At 59.7% G+C, this 14,113-nt stretch carries 10 protein-coding genes; 5 read left to right on the plus strand and 5 right to left on the minus strand.

Annotation, left to right across the window (positions count from 1 at the left end):
- Nucleotides 1–4: 4 nt before the first annotated feature.
- From HMPREF3160_RS08840 to HMPREF3160_RS08855, 4 genes are all read right to left on the minus strand, one after another.
- Nucleotides 5–820 carry an ABC transporter permease gene (locus HMPREF3160_RS08840; RefSeq protein ID WP_198020661.1) on the minus strand — a complete coding sequence of 272 codons (816 nt, stop codon included), beginning with the start codon at nt 818–820 and terminating at the stop codon, nt 5–7.
- Entirely contained in the window at nt 817–1,770 is a 954-nt protein-coding gene (locus HMPREF3160_RS08845) for an ABC transporter permease (RefSeq protein ID WP_070508060.1), read from the minus strand. The genes HMPREF3160_RS08840 and HMPREF3160_RS08845 overlap by 4 nt, the downstream gene beginning before the upstream one ends.
- A gap of 31 nt (nt 1,771–1,801) precedes the next feature.
- Complete coding sequence (locus HMPREF3160_RS08850) at nt 1,802–3,334, minus strand: ABC transporter substrate-binding protein (RefSeq protein WP_256174314.1); 1,533 nt, start codon at nt 3,332–3,334, stop codon at nt 1,802–1,804.
- Between the two features lie 413 nt (nt 3,335–3,747).
- Complete coding sequence (locus tag HMPREF3160_RS08855) at nt 3,748–5,475, minus strand: BCCT family transporter (RefSeq protein ID WP_070508061.1); 1,728 nt, start codon at nt 5,473–5,475, stop codon at nt 3,748–3,750.
- Between the two features lie 194 nt (nt 5,476–5,669).
- Here HMPREF3160_RS08855 and HMPREF3160_RS08860 point away from each other — a divergent pair, with 194 nt between their 5' ends.
- Both HMPREF3160_RS08860 and HMPREF3160_RS08865 read left to right on the plus strand, forming a co-directional pair.
- Nucleotides 5,670–6,536, plus strand: a complete 867-nt coding sequence (locus tag HMPREF3160_RS08860) for a DsbA family protein (protein WP_083285593.1) — start codon at nt 5,670–5,672, stop codon at nt 6,534–6,536.
- 80 nt (nt 6,537–6,616) lie between these two features.
- Nucleotides 6,617–7,474: a cytochrome c biogenesis CcdA family protein gene (locus HMPREF3160_RS08865; protein WP_070508062.1), complete on the plus strand. Its 858-nt coding sequence runs from the start codon at nt 6,617–6,619 to the stop codon at nt 7,472–7,474.
- Nucleotides 7,475–7,731: 257 nt separating this feature from the next.
- Here the strand turns inward: HMPREF3160_RS08865 and HMPREF3160_RS08870 are convergent, their stop codons facing one another.
- Nucleotides 7,732–8,748, minus strand: a complete 1,017-nt coding sequence (locus HMPREF3160_RS08870) for a DUF808 domain-containing protein (protein WP_070508063.1) — start codon at nt 8,746–8,748, stop codon at nt 7,732–7,734.
- 357 nt (nt 8,749–9,105) lie between these two features.
- Here HMPREF3160_RS08870 and HMPREF3160_RS08875 point away from each other — a divergent pair, with 357 nt between their 5' ends.
- The 3 genes from HMPREF3160_RS08875 to HMPREF3160_RS08885 all read left to right on the plus strand — a co-directional run bounded on the left by HMPREF3160_RS08875 (nt 9,106) and on the right by HMPREF3160_RS08885 (nt 13,480).
- A complete protein-coding gene (locus HMPREF3160_RS08875) occupies nt 9,106–9,900 on the plus strand; it encodes a TetR/AcrR family transcriptional regulator (RefSeq protein ID WP_070508064.1) in 795 nt (264 codons plus the stop codon).
- 18 nt (nt 9,901–9,918) lie between these two features.
- A complete protein-coding gene (locus HMPREF3160_RS08880) occupies nt 9,919–12,588 on the plus strand; it encodes a YhgE/Pip domain-containing protein (protein ID WP_070508065.1) in 2,670 nt (889 codons plus the stop codon).
- A 190-nt stretch (nt 12,589–12,778) separates the two neighbouring features.
- Nucleotides 12,779–13,480, plus strand: coding sequence for a DUF3800 domain-containing protein (locus HMPREF3160_RS08885; protein WP_035756473.1), 702 nt, complete (start codon nt 12,779–12,781; stop codon nt 13,478–13,480).
- The last annotated feature ends 633 nt before the right edge of the window (nt 13,481–14,113 follow it).

The raw sequence follows: 14,113 nt of genomic DNA on the forward strand, positions 1-14,113 counted from the left end.
AAAATCAGGAGCGGCGGCTATGTAGCGCGTCGCGTAGACCTTCGGAGAACAGGTTGAGGCCGAGCACGCTGATCGCGATCGCGAGCCCCGGCCACACGAGTGTCATGGGCGCTACTTCGATGAACACTTGGTGTTCGTACAGCATGCGGCCCCAGGACGGTTCGGGGGCAGGCGTGCCGAGCCCGAGGTAGCTGAGTGCGGATTCAGCGAGGATCGCGATGGAGAAGGTCACCGCGATCTCAACCAGCAGTAGTCCTGCAAGGTTGGGGAGCACGTGCCGCCACGCGATGCTGAACCAGTTCCTGCCCGCCGAACGCGCAGCAGTAATGTATTCCTCTCGCAGAATACGCGCGGTGACGGCGCGCACCATCCTCACGAATCCCGGAATCGCGCCAATGCCGATCGCCACTGCGGCCACCATCGGGGAGGCCCCGAAAACAGCCGAGAACACGATCGCCAACAGTAGCGACGGGAACGCCTGGATCACATCGGATGAGCGAGTCACCGCCCCCTGGACCCAGCCGCGGCGGATCGCCGCCCACATCCCGAGCGGGGTTCCGACCAGCAACGCGATCAACGCCGCGACCACACCCACAGACAAAGCGACTTGCGCCCCGCCCAGGATGATCGAGAACACGTCGCGTCCAAAACGGTCAGTACCCATGAGGTGTTCGGGGCTGGAGCCTTGCAGCCGCGCGCTCGCGTCTGCGGCGACCGGGTCGTATGGGGCACCGATGAGCCAGGACCACAGCGCAAGCAACACGACCATCGCAATCAGGACGCTACCGGCCCACAGTGTCACGGGGAGTCTGCGCATCATGCCACCGCCTTGACGCGAAGCCGCGGATCCACGGCCACTAAGAGCGCATCGACGAGTGCGTTGATCACCACGGTCACGGTCACCAGCAGCATCACGATGGCTTGGATGGTCACCATATCGCGGTGTTCAACGCTGGTGATCAGTTGCGCACCGAGGCCGGGGATGTCGAAGACCCGCTCGATCACGACGGCGCCAACAACGGCCGCTGCAAGTTGCAGTCCCGCTACCGTCAGCACCGGGATGGCTGCGTTGCGTAGGCCGTGGCGGCGAATGGCCGCGGATTTACTCAGCCCACGGGCGCGGGCGGAGCGGATGTAGTCTTTGCGCAACACGGTGGCCATCGAGGTGCGCACGTAGCGGGTCAGGACCGCGGTTTGCACGAGTGAGAGCGCAATGACCGGCAGCACGAGGTGGGAAAGGAACGTGCCGAAGCCTTCGTTAGGGGCGACCCAGCCGGAGGCCGGCAGCCAGCCGAGACTGACCGAGAACAGCATCACGAGCAGCAGGCCCGCGAGGAACGCGGGCACCGCCATGAAGCCCTGGGTCATGAGTGAGATGAGAACCGCATCGAACTTTCCGGCGCGGCGGGCCGACCACACGCCGAGCAACACGGCCACGAGCAGGCTGAGTGCCACCGAAGGGACCACGAGCCACATTGTGACGGCGAAACGGTCGGCGATGATGGGGGTCATGTTTTGGCCGGTGATCGCGGATTCCCCGGCGTTGCCGGTGAGGAAGGAGCCGATCCAGTCGAGGTATTGGACAGCCAGCGGCCGGTCGAGCCCGTACTCGGCGCGCAGCGCCGCGACGGCCTCCGGTGAGGCCTGCATCCCGAGCGCGACCTGCGCGGGGTCGCCTGGCATGACCCTCAACAAGACGAAGAGGATCATGGAAGCAACGAGCAGCGTTGTGATCATCCGCAACGCTAGCTGGCCGAGGCTACGAATCACCGGCCGCCCTCACACATGTCTGGCTTGCGCATTAGCGGTGGCGGACCTTGGTGAGATCGAGTGCGGTGGTCGGCGTGTTCTTTGGCATGCCTTCGATGTCTTCAGCCATGACGGTGATGCCGGCCATGAGGAAGAGCGTGTTGGCGGCGGCGTCTTCGACGAAGGCTTTGCGCACGAGTTTCTTCATATCGCGCACGTATTCTTTATCGTCGCCAGCGTCCGCGGAGGCGCGTAGCTCCGCGATACGGGAATCGTCGTAGCCGAAGTAGTAGTCCCCGCGAACCAGGTTCAACAGGTCTTTAGGTTCGACGTGGGCGATCACTGAGAGCGTGTAGTTGCCTTTGGTGTAGGTCTTATCGAGCCACACGGCCGGGAACTCTTGTTGTTCGATTTTGGCGTTGAGGCCGATCTTTTTCAGGTCAGAGACGATGACCTGCGCGGAAGCGGTCGCATACGGCAGCGATGGCGTTGCGATGGTCACAGTTTCACCCTTGATGCCGGCTTCCTCGACGAGTTTGGCGGCTTTATCTGGATCGTAGGGGTATTCGCCGCTGAGGTCTTCGAAGTACGGGTCGGTTGGGACCACGGGTGCGCCGAGCAGGTCGCCGTAGCCGCCCCACGCGGATTCGATGACGGCTTTACGGTCGATGCCGTACATGATCGCTTTGCGTGCGGCCAGCTTGTTGAAGGGCGGTTTCTTGTTGTTCATCGCGAGCATGACTTTGCCGGTTGTGGTGCCGCGTTGAACCGTGAATTTGGGGTTCTTTTCGTAGCTTGGAATGAGTTCCGGGGCTTGGAAGGCCGGGATCGCGTCCACGGAGCCGGTTTTGAGTGCGTTGGCTGCCGTGGTTGCGTCTGCGAAATAGCGGAGCGTGATTTTCTTGGATGCCGGTTTCTCACCCCAATAGTCATCGCGTGCTTCGAGGGTCAGGGTGCGGCCGTTGTCCCATTTGGTGACGGTGAACGGGCCGGTGCCCACGGGTTCGGTTGCGAGTTTGTCGACCGCGTCGGGCGCGAATTGCGCACCGATGAGGGTGGCCATGTCCCACAGCCATGCTTGGGACGGCTGCTTGAGGGTTACTTTGAGGGTTTTCTTGTCGATGGCCTCAACTTTTTTAACGACGTCCATGCCGGCTTTGAGGCCGTTCTTCCACGCTTTGCTTTTGACGCGTTCGATCGAGAACTTGGCGGTTTCGGCGTTGAATTCCGTGCCGTTGGAGAACCTCACGCCTTCGCGCAAGTGGAACGTGTATTCGGTGCGGTCTTTGGAGATGTCCCAGGATTCGGCGAGCAGTGGTTCCAGTTCGCCTTCTTGGTTGACGGTCACGAGCCCTTCATACACGTTGGTCATGAGCGCTTGCGGGATGGCAGCGCCCGATGTGGTGGTGAAGTCGAGGTTCGCTGGTGCGGCTGTGAGGCCGACGGTGACCGCGTCCTTATTCCCGCCCTCGCTCTTGCTGCCGCCGGCGCCGCACGCGGTGAGCGTGAGCGTTGCTGCAGCGATGACGGCAGTGATGCGCGCGAGCACGCCGATACGGCGGCCGGTCTGGGTGCGGGCGTGCACCCGGGTGTGCCGGGCTCGGTTGTGCTGCTGAGCTTGCTTGTGTTGCTGGGCTCGGGCGTCTTTGACTCGCTGGAGCAGTGCGGGGCGTCTGATGGCTGTGGCCTTTCAGTGTGGTCCGTGACGCGGCGGGCGCGGGCGCCGGTGTTGTGCCTATTGGCGCGAGCGCGCGTTCACGGGATGCTTGCGCTCAATGCAGAGCAAGCATTGTGCTGAGCGGAACATTACGATGCGCGGGGCATTCAAGTGCACAATAGCCTACCGGAAAGCGGTTCATAGCCTGCTGTTGGCTGTGTTTTTTACGTGGCCGTTTAAAGCCTGCGTGGGGAAGGCCAGGCCTTCCCCACGCGGGCTGTTGATGTGAACTGTAGATACAGCTTCATCGGAACTGTTATGAAGCTAGTGCTGTGTTGTAGCTATTTCCGTAGGCCGCGCCACCACGTATCTGATTTCTTGGTGACGGATCCGGTTTCTTCGGTTTCGAGGCCGTATGCCTCACCGATTTCTTCGATGAACGCTTCACGCCGCAGTTTCTCGTTGCGCCGCACGTTATCGCCGAGGTATTTCCAGGTAGCGATCGCTAGTAGCACCATGACGAACGAGAACGGTAGCGCCACGGAGATCGAGGCGGCCTGGAGCGCTTCGAGTCCGCCCGCCATCAGCAGGGCTGCTGCGAGCACGGAGGTTGCGACTGCGAAGAACGCACGGATCCAGGAACGCGGTTCGGTGTCGCCGCCGGTTGCGAGCATCGACATCACGAGCGAACCGGAGTCCGAGGATGTGATGAAGAAGATCGCGGAGAGCAACATTGCGCCCACAATCAACATTGCGGAGCCTGGGATTTGCGCGAGCATCTGGAACAGTGCCGCGTTCGAATCGACGGCCCCGTCTGGGCCGATGATCGATTCGTAGCCTGGGGTCTTGTGAATTTCGCGGTAGATCGCATTACCGCCCAGGATCGCGAACCACAGGAACGTAATGGTCGCAGGGACACCCATGACGCCGAGGATGAACTCGCGGACGGTGCGGCCGCGGGAGATGCGTGCGATGAAGACACCCACGAATGGCGACCAGGCGATCCACCAGCCCCAGTAGAACGTGGACCAGCCGGCCTGCCATGCTTCACCGGAGTCGCCCTGGAAGGCGGAGGTGTTCATGGAGAGGCCGAGGTAGTTCTGCAGGTAGTAGCCGATGGACTGGACGAATTCCTTGAGCAGGAACTGGGTTGGCCCGACAATCAGCAAGAACAGAAGCAGCCCGCCGGCGAGCACGAGGTTGGTATTCGACAGCCACTTCATGCCCTTGGAAACACCGGTGAGTACGGACCAGAGGACGCAGGCGGTGACCACGGCGATCAGGACGTATTTGATCCACGGGTTGGATTCGTCGACCCACCCCATGTGGGCCATACCTGCGGTGATCTGGTTGACACCCAAACCGAGGGAAGTGGAGACACCGAAGACGGTACCGACGAGTGCGATGACGTCGATGACGTTACCGAACGCACCCTTGACGCGCTTTTCGCCGAAGAGCGGCTCCAGACCCCAACGTACGGACAGTGGGCGGCCGCGGCGGTGGATCGCTAGCGCGAGCGAGAGACCCACGATGACGTAGATAGCCCACGGCTGGAAGCCCCAGTGAAGGAACGTGGTTGCCATCGCGGATTGTGCGCGATTCGCTGTGGTGGTTGCTACTTCCCCGCCGTGTTCGGTGGAGTCGCTGATGACGCCGGAGACGTCTTCGCCTGGGCGTGGTTCAACGAAGTGGGACATCGGTTCGGTGACGCCGAAGAAGACGAGGCCGATACCCATGCCTGCTGCGAAGAGGAGTGCGAACCAGGACATGAGCGAGAACTCAGGTTCATCGCCCGGCCTACCTAGTTTGATGTCGCCCTTCTTGGACAACCCCAACGCCACGCAGAACACCACGAAAACGAAAGCTAGGAGCACGTACCACCAACCGAAGTTGGATGTAATCCACGATGTGATGGATTGGAACGCTACTTCCATGAGCTTTGGCTTGATCATGGTGATGACCGACAAGCCGACCACGATCACAGCAGTGGGCCAGAAAACCCATTTGACGAGTGATGCCTGACCTGGGCGTACGTGCGCTTCAGTATCAGTTGTTGCTGTTTTTGCCATAGAGGCATTATGGCAGATGGATTATGACACTCGCGTGATTACAGTGACGCTAGGGCATCAACTTGGTCATGCGGAGGCTTTATCGTGCGTGCTTAATCGACTCAGGCTTTACCGGCTAATAGTTGCACCTTTCTGCATACGTGGGAAAATAGGCCACGCCTCTACCTCATTTACGGAGCCCATAAGGAGCCCGCGTGTCGCACCAGCCCCCTACCCCATCGGAATCCAATCAGGAAGCCGCTCAGGAACCTACCGAGAATGCCGCCGGAAGCACCCCTGCCGCTGCCACTAACAGTGCGCCGGCGTGGCGTAAGTATCTGTTCCCCGGCATCGTGATTGTGGCGGCAATTATCGCTGTGGTGTTGGTGGTGGTCCTGCGCGGCGGTTCCGGCGGCGCGAATTCCAACAGCGGTAGCGGCGCGCCGGATTATGCGGCGGAAGACGCGGCGGTCGATGAGCAGCGCAAGCAGCAGGGCGGGCGCAGTAGCGAGGAGGAAGCTCAACTGGAGCTGATCAAGTCACTGCCGGAACGCAACCCTGAGGACACGTTGGCGGTGGGTGAGCCGGACGCGCCGGTGCAGATGATCATGTATTCCGATTTCCAGTGCGGTTTCTGTGCGTTGTGGACCACTAAGACGTTGCCGGTTCTGATTGAGAAGTACGTTGAGCCAGGCAAGCTGCGGATTGAGTTCCGTGAGGCAAACGTGTTCGGTGAGGAGTCGGTTAAGGCGGCGCGTGCCGCGGCTGCTGCGGGCGAGCAGGGTAAGTTCCTTGAGTTCCAGAAGGCCCTGTACCCGGGTGGGAAGCCGATGAAGAGCTTCCCGGAAGCGAAGATGGTGGAGATCGCTGAGGAGCTGGGGCTTGACGTTAAGAAGTTCAAGGCTGATTTGGGGTCGAAGGAGATCGCGGAGCTGGTGGCACAGCATCAGCAACGTGCCGCACAGCTGGGTGTGACCTCGACTCCGATGTTCATTGTCGGCACCCAGCCGGTGAGTGGCGCGCAGCCGACGGAGCAGTTTGAGGCGTTCATCGAAGAACAGTTGAAGCAGGAATCCGAGTAGCCCGACCGGTTGCGAAGATTTGGCGGCCGTGAAGGTTTGCTTGTTGCTAGGTGTGCTGAGTATGAGGGCATAGGGGACGCATGGATATTGGCGTAGTTGCCGCGTTCATTGGCGGGACTTTGGCGTTGTTGAGCCCGTGTTCAGCGTTGTTGCTGCCGGCGTATTTCGGGACTGTCGCGGGTTCTGGGGTGCGGCTTGTGGTGCATTCGCTCGTGTTTTTTGTGGGCATGGTCGCGGTGCTGGTCCCGCTGGGGCTTGGTGTGGGTGCGCTGGCGCAGCTATTTAATGCGTACCGCACGCCGATGATCATTGTGGCGGCCATCGTGCTGATTGTTTTGGGTGTGCTGCAGATTTTCGGGCTGGGGTTCGATGTTGCGCGTTGGATCCCGGGGTCTGATGCGATGCATGAGCGGACGTCGATGGCCACGGGGCTCATCAAGAGCCTGTTGCTGGGGTTGACCTCGGGGCTGGCTGGGGCGTGTGCAGGCCCTATTCTGGGTTCGGTTCTCACACTTGCCGCGACCTCGGGTAGTGCATGGATGTCCGGGTTCATGATGGCCGTGTATGGCGCGGGCATGGTGGTTCCACTGTTTGTGATCGCACTGTTGTGGCAGCGGATGGGTGCGCGTGGCCGTGGCGTGTTGCGGGGCCGGACGTTCACGGTTGCCGGGCGTGAGTTCCATGTGATTGCTGTGATCACGGGTGTTTTGATGATCGCGGTGGGTGTCTTGTTCTGGACAACGAACGGGCTGGTGACCGCCCCTCAGCTGGTCCCGCTGGAGACGCAAATGTGGCTTCAAACCAAGGCCGCCGCGCTGTCCGATGTGTGGATCGACATCATCCTCATCATCACCGTCGCCTTGTTGCTGCTGTGGTGGTGGTTCCAACGCGAACGCAACCGCGAGCAAGCCCGCGGAAAAGCGCGGGGCAAGCAGTAAGCAACGCGGGGCTCACGGCCTTATGCGTCAGCTGGCCCAATGCATCAACTATCTAAATGCGAAACAGCCCCGGCGCGGCGGGTCATTCGCCGCTTCGGGGCTGTTTATCTCCAAGGCGCATCCGCCTAGGTCAGCGGCAGCCTCACAGCCGAACATCTGTGCGCCACCTGTGAACCAATCTATGCGAACGAGCAACCTTTATCCACTGCTTGAAGGAAACGTTATTGCATCGTTACGCATCACTTAGGGACTGCACATCAGCCCATGACACCTGTGTCATTTTCACCAGTTGCGCCTCCCCCGCTAGGCGCACCCGCCTCGCCAGCCGCCGCAGCCTTCCCACCTTTACCAGGCATCGCGGCATGAACGCCGGCGACTACCGCGACCACAACGGACCCTAGAACCAAACCGAGCACTGCGGAGAAGAAAGTATTGGTGAGCCAACCGAGCATAGCGCCCGCACCACCGGTTGCTGCGGCGACCGCGGTTTCAGCGTGGTGCACCCACTCATAGATGGGGTGGAAACCGAGGTCATGCATCCCGACTAACAAGATGTGCCCACCGACCCACAGCATCGCGACCACACCCACAACCGAAAGCACCTTCATGACCACCGGCATCGCTTTGACGATGCCGGTCCCAAGCTTCTCGGTCGCGGGCTTCCGGGCCAGAGCAAGGCCAACATCGTCCATTTTCACGATCAACGCGACCACGCCATACACGCCCACCGTGATGACCAGCGCCACCACGATCAGCGAGATGAGGCGCATCCAGAAACCCATTCCATCCACCGCGGACAGCGAGATCACCATGATCTCAGCGGACAAGATCAGGTCAGTGCGCACCGCCCCCCGCACGATCTGCTTCTCCTCCGCGGCACCCTGGAAGGACGCCGGCGGTTTTTCCGCCTCCGAATGCCCCCGGATGACTTCCCATATTTTCTCCGCGCCCTCAAAACACAGGAAGAGCCCACCCACCATGAGTAGCGGGGTCAACAGCCAGGGCGTGAACTCGCTCATCAGCATGATGAGCGGCAGGATGATCACAAGCTTATTGATGATGGAGCCGCGCGCGATCTTCCACACCACCGGCAGTTCGCGCTGCGGCGTGATCCCCTGGACATAGCGCGGAGTCACGGCGGCATCGTCCACGACGACGCCGGCGGCCTTCGCGGTTGCCTTGCCGGTTGCGGCGGCAACATCATCCAACGATGCGGCAGCGGCGCGCGCTATCGCGGCAATATCGTCAAGCAAAGCGGCAAGCCCACCGGCCATGGCATTCTCCTTGGGGCTGATCAGCGGATGCCGCGAACGCAGCAACCGCGAAAGCTAATGATGAGATCAAGACTATTGCACCAGCAAGGCTGGCTACCCACGCGGCACTGCACTCTGCTGGATAACGATGCGGCACCGCACGGACCCGAGTGAACTTCTGCACTGGCTCGGCTGAACTTCTGCACGGCCCGGCTGAACTTGTGCACAGTGCGATGCGTCTCACACCCGTTGCTTTGGACAAACCCACACATGTAGGCTCTTTTACAGATGTAAGATATACCGTGGTTGAGTACAAGTGGTTCTGTACGAACGATTCTCTACATAAGGTTATTGACAACGAGATTGGTGGAGGGGCTCGTGACGATCAACGCCGTGCAGTGTGCACAAGCCGTGCACAGTGAACAGACCGCGCAACAGACAGCGCCACAGGCCGCGCAGAGCGAACAGACTGACGCGATCGACGCTAAGGCATCGGATGGTGTTGACCCGCGCATCATGCGTTCGCGTGACACCCTGATCACCGCGATGACCGAGCTGTTGCGGGAGCAACCCATCGATAAGATCACTGCGTCCATGGTTGCACGTGAAGCACACACGTCGCGGCCCACGCTGTATCAGCATTTCGGTGACCTGACCGGGCTCACCGTGGCGGCCGCCGTCCACAACCTCGAGCAGCTGCTGTTCACTGCTTGGGAGCAGGACGGGCCCGTCGCCGGTAGCAACAGAGACGGAAGCACTAGGCGTAGTGCGGACGCGATCCGCAACCTGCTGAACCATCTGCAAGAAGATAGGGATTTCTTCCTCAACGTCACCCAGGGGCCAAGTAGTTATCGGGTGGTGCAGGCGATCACTCACGCGTTGGCGCGGCAACTGTGGAATGCGTTCGCGTACGAGGAGGGGCTGGACGCGGGGAACAACCCGTTCGCGACTCCCGCCCCGCTTGAGGAACACTACACTGATTCCAACGAGCCAAGCTTGGCGCAACAGCTGCAGTTCGTCTCCGACGGGGTCGCTGGCGCGGCGATCGGCTGGCTCACCGGAACCCGCGACGAGACCGTGGAACGGCTAGCCACAACCCTGCAAAACCTCGCACAACGAGTGCTATGGCCTCAACACCGGCCCGGGCACGCTACCAGCATTCAGACTTCCTAGATTTAAGAGCTCACACTTATGGCTTCAAACACACCGTCACAGCAACAGCATCCGTCGGAAGAATCACCGCAGCCGGGCGGCTTCAAGGGTTTCCTGAAGAAGTACGGCCGGCTCGCGGTGTCTTTGGTTGCGGTGGGCTGTATCCCGTTGATTTACGCGACCATGCTGATCCTCTCCAACCTGGATCCGACGGGCAACCTCAACCATATTCCGGCGTTGATCGTGAATGAGGATTCCGCCGCGGAGGTCAAGGGCAAGACCATCAATGTGGGTGATGAGCTCACTAAGAAGCTGATGGAGAGTGATTCGGACAAGAACCTGAACTGGGACACCGCCACCGCGGCGGAGGCGAAGAACGCGTTGGATCATGGTCGGGCGCTCGCGGTGTTGACCATCCCGGAGGGGTTCACGGATCATCTGGCGCATGCGGCGAAGGCTTCTCAGAAGGAAGCCTCGATTGAGGATGCAGCCTCGGCGCACATCACGATCCAGACCAACGATTCGACTAACTACATCATGGGTCAGATCGCTTCCTCGGTTGAGAACAAGCTGACCACGGAGCTGCGTTCCCAGTTCGCTAAGGAATACCTGGAGAACGTGTATGTGAGCCTCACGGACATCAACGGTTCTCTCAATGAGGCCGCGGATGGTTCCGGTAAGGTCACCGATGGTGCCTCCACAGCGCACGATGCCTCAGGCGAGTTGAGCTCGGGGCTGTTGCAGCTGGCCGATGGTACGCGTAGTTTGCGTGGTGCCTCGGGCGAGCTGAACTCTGGTGCGGGCAGGCTCTCGAGCGGCGCGAGCGAGCTCGCCGGTGGCTTGGGTGAGTTGAGCTCCAAGACGGCATCACTGCCTGGTGCGGCGAAGGCACTGGATACAGGTGCCGGCAAGCTTGCCAAGGGTGCCGGTGATGCTAACGATGCGATTCAGAAGTTGTCGGCGGGCTCGAAGCAGTTGAGCTCAGGCACGGGTGAGCTCAACAGCAAGATCACTCAACTGAATCAGGGTGCGCAGACCCTGACTGGCGCGAATGATCAGCTGCTGGGTGCCTTGGAGAAGGCTCAGAAAGATTTCGAGGCGCTGACCCCGGACGTCACGATCAACCTGGACCCGGCCGCACAGCGGATTGAAGGTTTCCTCACGGATCTGAATGGCTCCCCGGAGTTCCAGCAGTTTCTGAAGGAGAACCCTCAGTTCGCACAGCGTCTTGCGACAGCGCAAAAGGACACCGCTGATATTCGCGCGGGTATCAATTCGGTGCGGCAAGCCGCTCAGAGCGCGGGCTTGTCTGGTGGCTCGAAGCCGCTGGTTCCGGGGGACCTGTTGCAGAAGTTGCGTGCCGGTAACGCCGCTATCAAGAGCGGCGCGAATGAGCTGAACACCGCAACGAGCCAGTTGAATACGGGGGCGACTAAGCTCTCGGATGGTTTGGGCCAGTTGGCGGCTAAGTCCCCTGAGCTCGCCAAGGGTGCTCAGCAGCTCAAGGAAGGCACGCATCAGTTGGCTCAGCAGGCACCTGAGTTGGTGGCTGGTATCGGCAAACTGAATGCGGGTGCCGGGCAGCTATCGAATGGCGCTAACAAGCTGTGGGATGGCACGAACCAGTTGCAAGCGGGCGCCGGCAAGCTCGATGATGGCGCGCAGAAAGCCCACGATGGATCCAACCGGCTCAACAGCGGCTTGGGTGATCTTGTGGATGGCTCCGGCGAGCTCACCGATGCTTTGAAGGACGGTGCGGATAAGGTTCCGGCGTTCACTAAGGATGAGAAGAAGAAGCTGTCCGAGGTGAACTCAGCACCCGTGACCGGCGAGCTGGAGCGCATCAACCAGATGGCGAATAACGGTACGGGTTTGAGCCCTTACTTCATGTCGCTTGCGTTGTGGATTGGCGGTATCGCGTTCTTCATGCTGCTCGCGCCGATCCCTGAGCGTTTGGTGCGTAAGTACCGCGGCAAGTGGTATTCGTTCATTCAGATGGCCTTCGCCTCCTATAGCCGGGCGGCGATCATGGCGATCGTTCAAGCGGCGATCATCACCATCATCGTGCAGTTCATTTTCGGTCTTGAGGTGGCGCACCCGTTCCTGTTGTGGGGGCTGGTGACGTTGGGTTCGCTCGCGTTCCTCGCGGTGAACCAGGGCCTTGTGAGCCTGCTGGGGGCACCGGGGCGGTTCCTTTCGTTGATCCTGGTTGTGTTGCAGATCGCCTCCGCCGGCGGCACGTATCCGTGGCAGACGATGCCGGGGATTCTGCGCGATATTCACCCGCACTTGCCGATGACGTACACGGTTGAGGCGTTCCGTTCCCTGATTGGTGGCGGCGTGATCCTCAGTACGTCCGTGGCGGCGAGCATCCTGATGGGGTGGCTGATCGCCGGGTTCCTGATGCTGGTGCTCGCGTGCTTCCTGGTGACCCGCGTTGAGGTTGTGCGTGACTGGGCCACCCTTGCGCCGGGCCTGCCGGGCGGCGGTAAGTCCTCTGCGATTGAGGGAATGAAGGAAGAGCACGCCGAGATCAAGGCGGAGGCCGCTGAGCGGCGCGCTCGGGCGATCGAGCGGCAGAAGCTGCGGTTGGCACGGAAGAAGGCGAAGCGGAAGGTGCGCGAGAAGAAGAAAGCGCAAGCCGCCCAAGCGAAAGCCGAAGCCGAGGCGAAAGCAAAGGCTGAGGCGGAAGCCGACGTCGACGCGTAGGCCGCGTTAGCGGCGGCTCGGTGTTGGCCGGCACCTCGGTGTTTGCCGGCGCCTCGGTGTTTGCCGGCGCCTCGGTGTTGGCCGGGGCCTCGGGGTTGCTGACCTAAGATGGAGAAGATTGAGAGCGAAAGTATAGCCAGGGAACGCTGGCTACAAAGCTGATCGTCATTCTCATGTTTCAGGAGCAACCATGGACGTCAACATTTACTGCGACGAGAGCACGCATCTTGAAAATGATCAGATGCCGTACCTAGTTCTTGGTGCAGTTTCTTGCCCTCAGGCAAAAACTCCTGAAGTGCTTTCACGACTCCATGAGATACGGAAGAAGCATGGGTTATCCCATGAATTCGAAACGAAGTGGACCAAGGTATCGCCATCGAAAATTGACTATTATTTGGATCTCATTGACTACTTTTTCGATGATGATGACCTGTCCTTCCGCGCGATCGTCGCTGACAAAAAGGGCCTAGCTCATGGGAGGTTCAGCCAGGACCACGACACTTGGTACTACAAGATGTTGTTCCTCCTTTTTAAGCCGCTAATCCCCGGTGGGCTTGGGACGGTCAACATCTATTTGGACAAGAAGGACACCCGAAGCGGCGAAAAGGTTCGGGAGCTCCATAACGTTATTGCTAATTCGAACTATGACTTCAACAAAAAGAAGGTTCGGCGGGTTCAGATTTTGGAGTCCCACCATGTGGGCCTTCTGCAACTCGCAGACCTGTTAATCGGCGCAGTTAACTATGCCAACCGAGGTTTGACCTCGAGTTCCGCGAAATTGCAGTTAGTCGAACGAATTCGTTCAAGATCTCAAAAGACTCTCACCGAGAAGACGCTCCCCTCGGAGAAGAAAGTCAATATTTTCCAGTGGACGCCTCAAGAGGTCCAATGATGATAGAACTGTCCCCCGGAGCTCCTTGCCCGCCTGAGCTCGATCAGGGAACTTATCTAGCGTCCTTGTTGAAGCAACTCACTGACGATCTTGTAGGATCCGATCTTCGTTGGCCCAAAGGCAACCTTCGTCTAAGTTTTCGCCATCACCCTTTGGTGAATGACTTACCGAAGTGGTTTTGGCACATTATCTCCGAAGGACCTCAGCAGACTCCTGAAGAGAACCGGAAAGTGGACACTACACGTTGCCAGAGGCTGCATTGGATTCGACCAATAGTCGAGGAGTTTTGTTCGGCATACCCCTCGTTAGAAAAGGTGCACTGGTGGATTAGCTCTCGGTCCATACCAAGGACGAACCGTTATCTAATTTCCTTGCCTGATTACTCCTACGTCGTTGTCTTCGACCAAAAACCTAGTTACGTCCTACTTGTAACTGCCTACCCGGTGACGCAGAAACATCGGAGGAAGAAACTGGAGAAAGAGTGCCGTGAATACTGGCAAAAGCAAAGGCCGCCCGAGAAACGGACGGCCTCAGATACTCCGTCTACACATGGCAGATGAGCTATACACAATTCTAACAGCCATATCTTCCACTGTCTCCCCCTCGGCGTACCTTACATATATTGATCGCGTA

This window comes from Arthrobacter sp. HMSC06H05, from assembly GCF_001807395.1.
Taxonomy (GTDB): domain Bacteria; phylum Actinomycetota; class Actinomycetes; order Actinomycetales; family Micrococcaceae; genus Pseudoglutamicibacter; species Pseudoglutamicibacter albus.

Excerpts from the sequence above, each read along its gene's own strand:
- HMPREF3160_RS08855 (WP_070508061.1), bottom strand. The coding sequence starts at position 5,475 with ATGGCAAAAACAGCAACAACTGATACTGAAGCGCACGTACGCCCAGGT.
- HMPREF3160_RS08840 (WP_198020661.1), bottom strand. The coding sequence starts at position 820 with ATGATGCGCAGACTCCCCGTGACACTGTGGGCCGGTAGCGTCCTGATT.
- HMPREF3160_RS08870 (WP_070508063.1), bottom strand. The coding sequence starts at position 8,748 with ATGGCCGGTGGGCTTGCCGCTTTGCTTGACGATATTGCCGCGATAGCG.
- HMPREF3160_RS08885 (WP_035756473.1), top strand. The coding sequence starts at position 12,779 with ATGGACGTCAACATTTACTGCGACGAGAGCACGCATCTTGAAAATGAT.
- HMPREF3160_RS08880 (WP_070508065.1), top strand. The coding sequence starts at position 9,919 with ATGGCTTCAAACACACCGTCACAGCAACAGCATCCGTCGGAAGAATCA.
- HMPREF3160_RS08865 (WP_070508062.1), top strand. The coding sequence starts at position 6,617 with ATGGATATTGGCGTAGTTGCCGCGTTCATTGGCGGGACTTTGGCGTTG.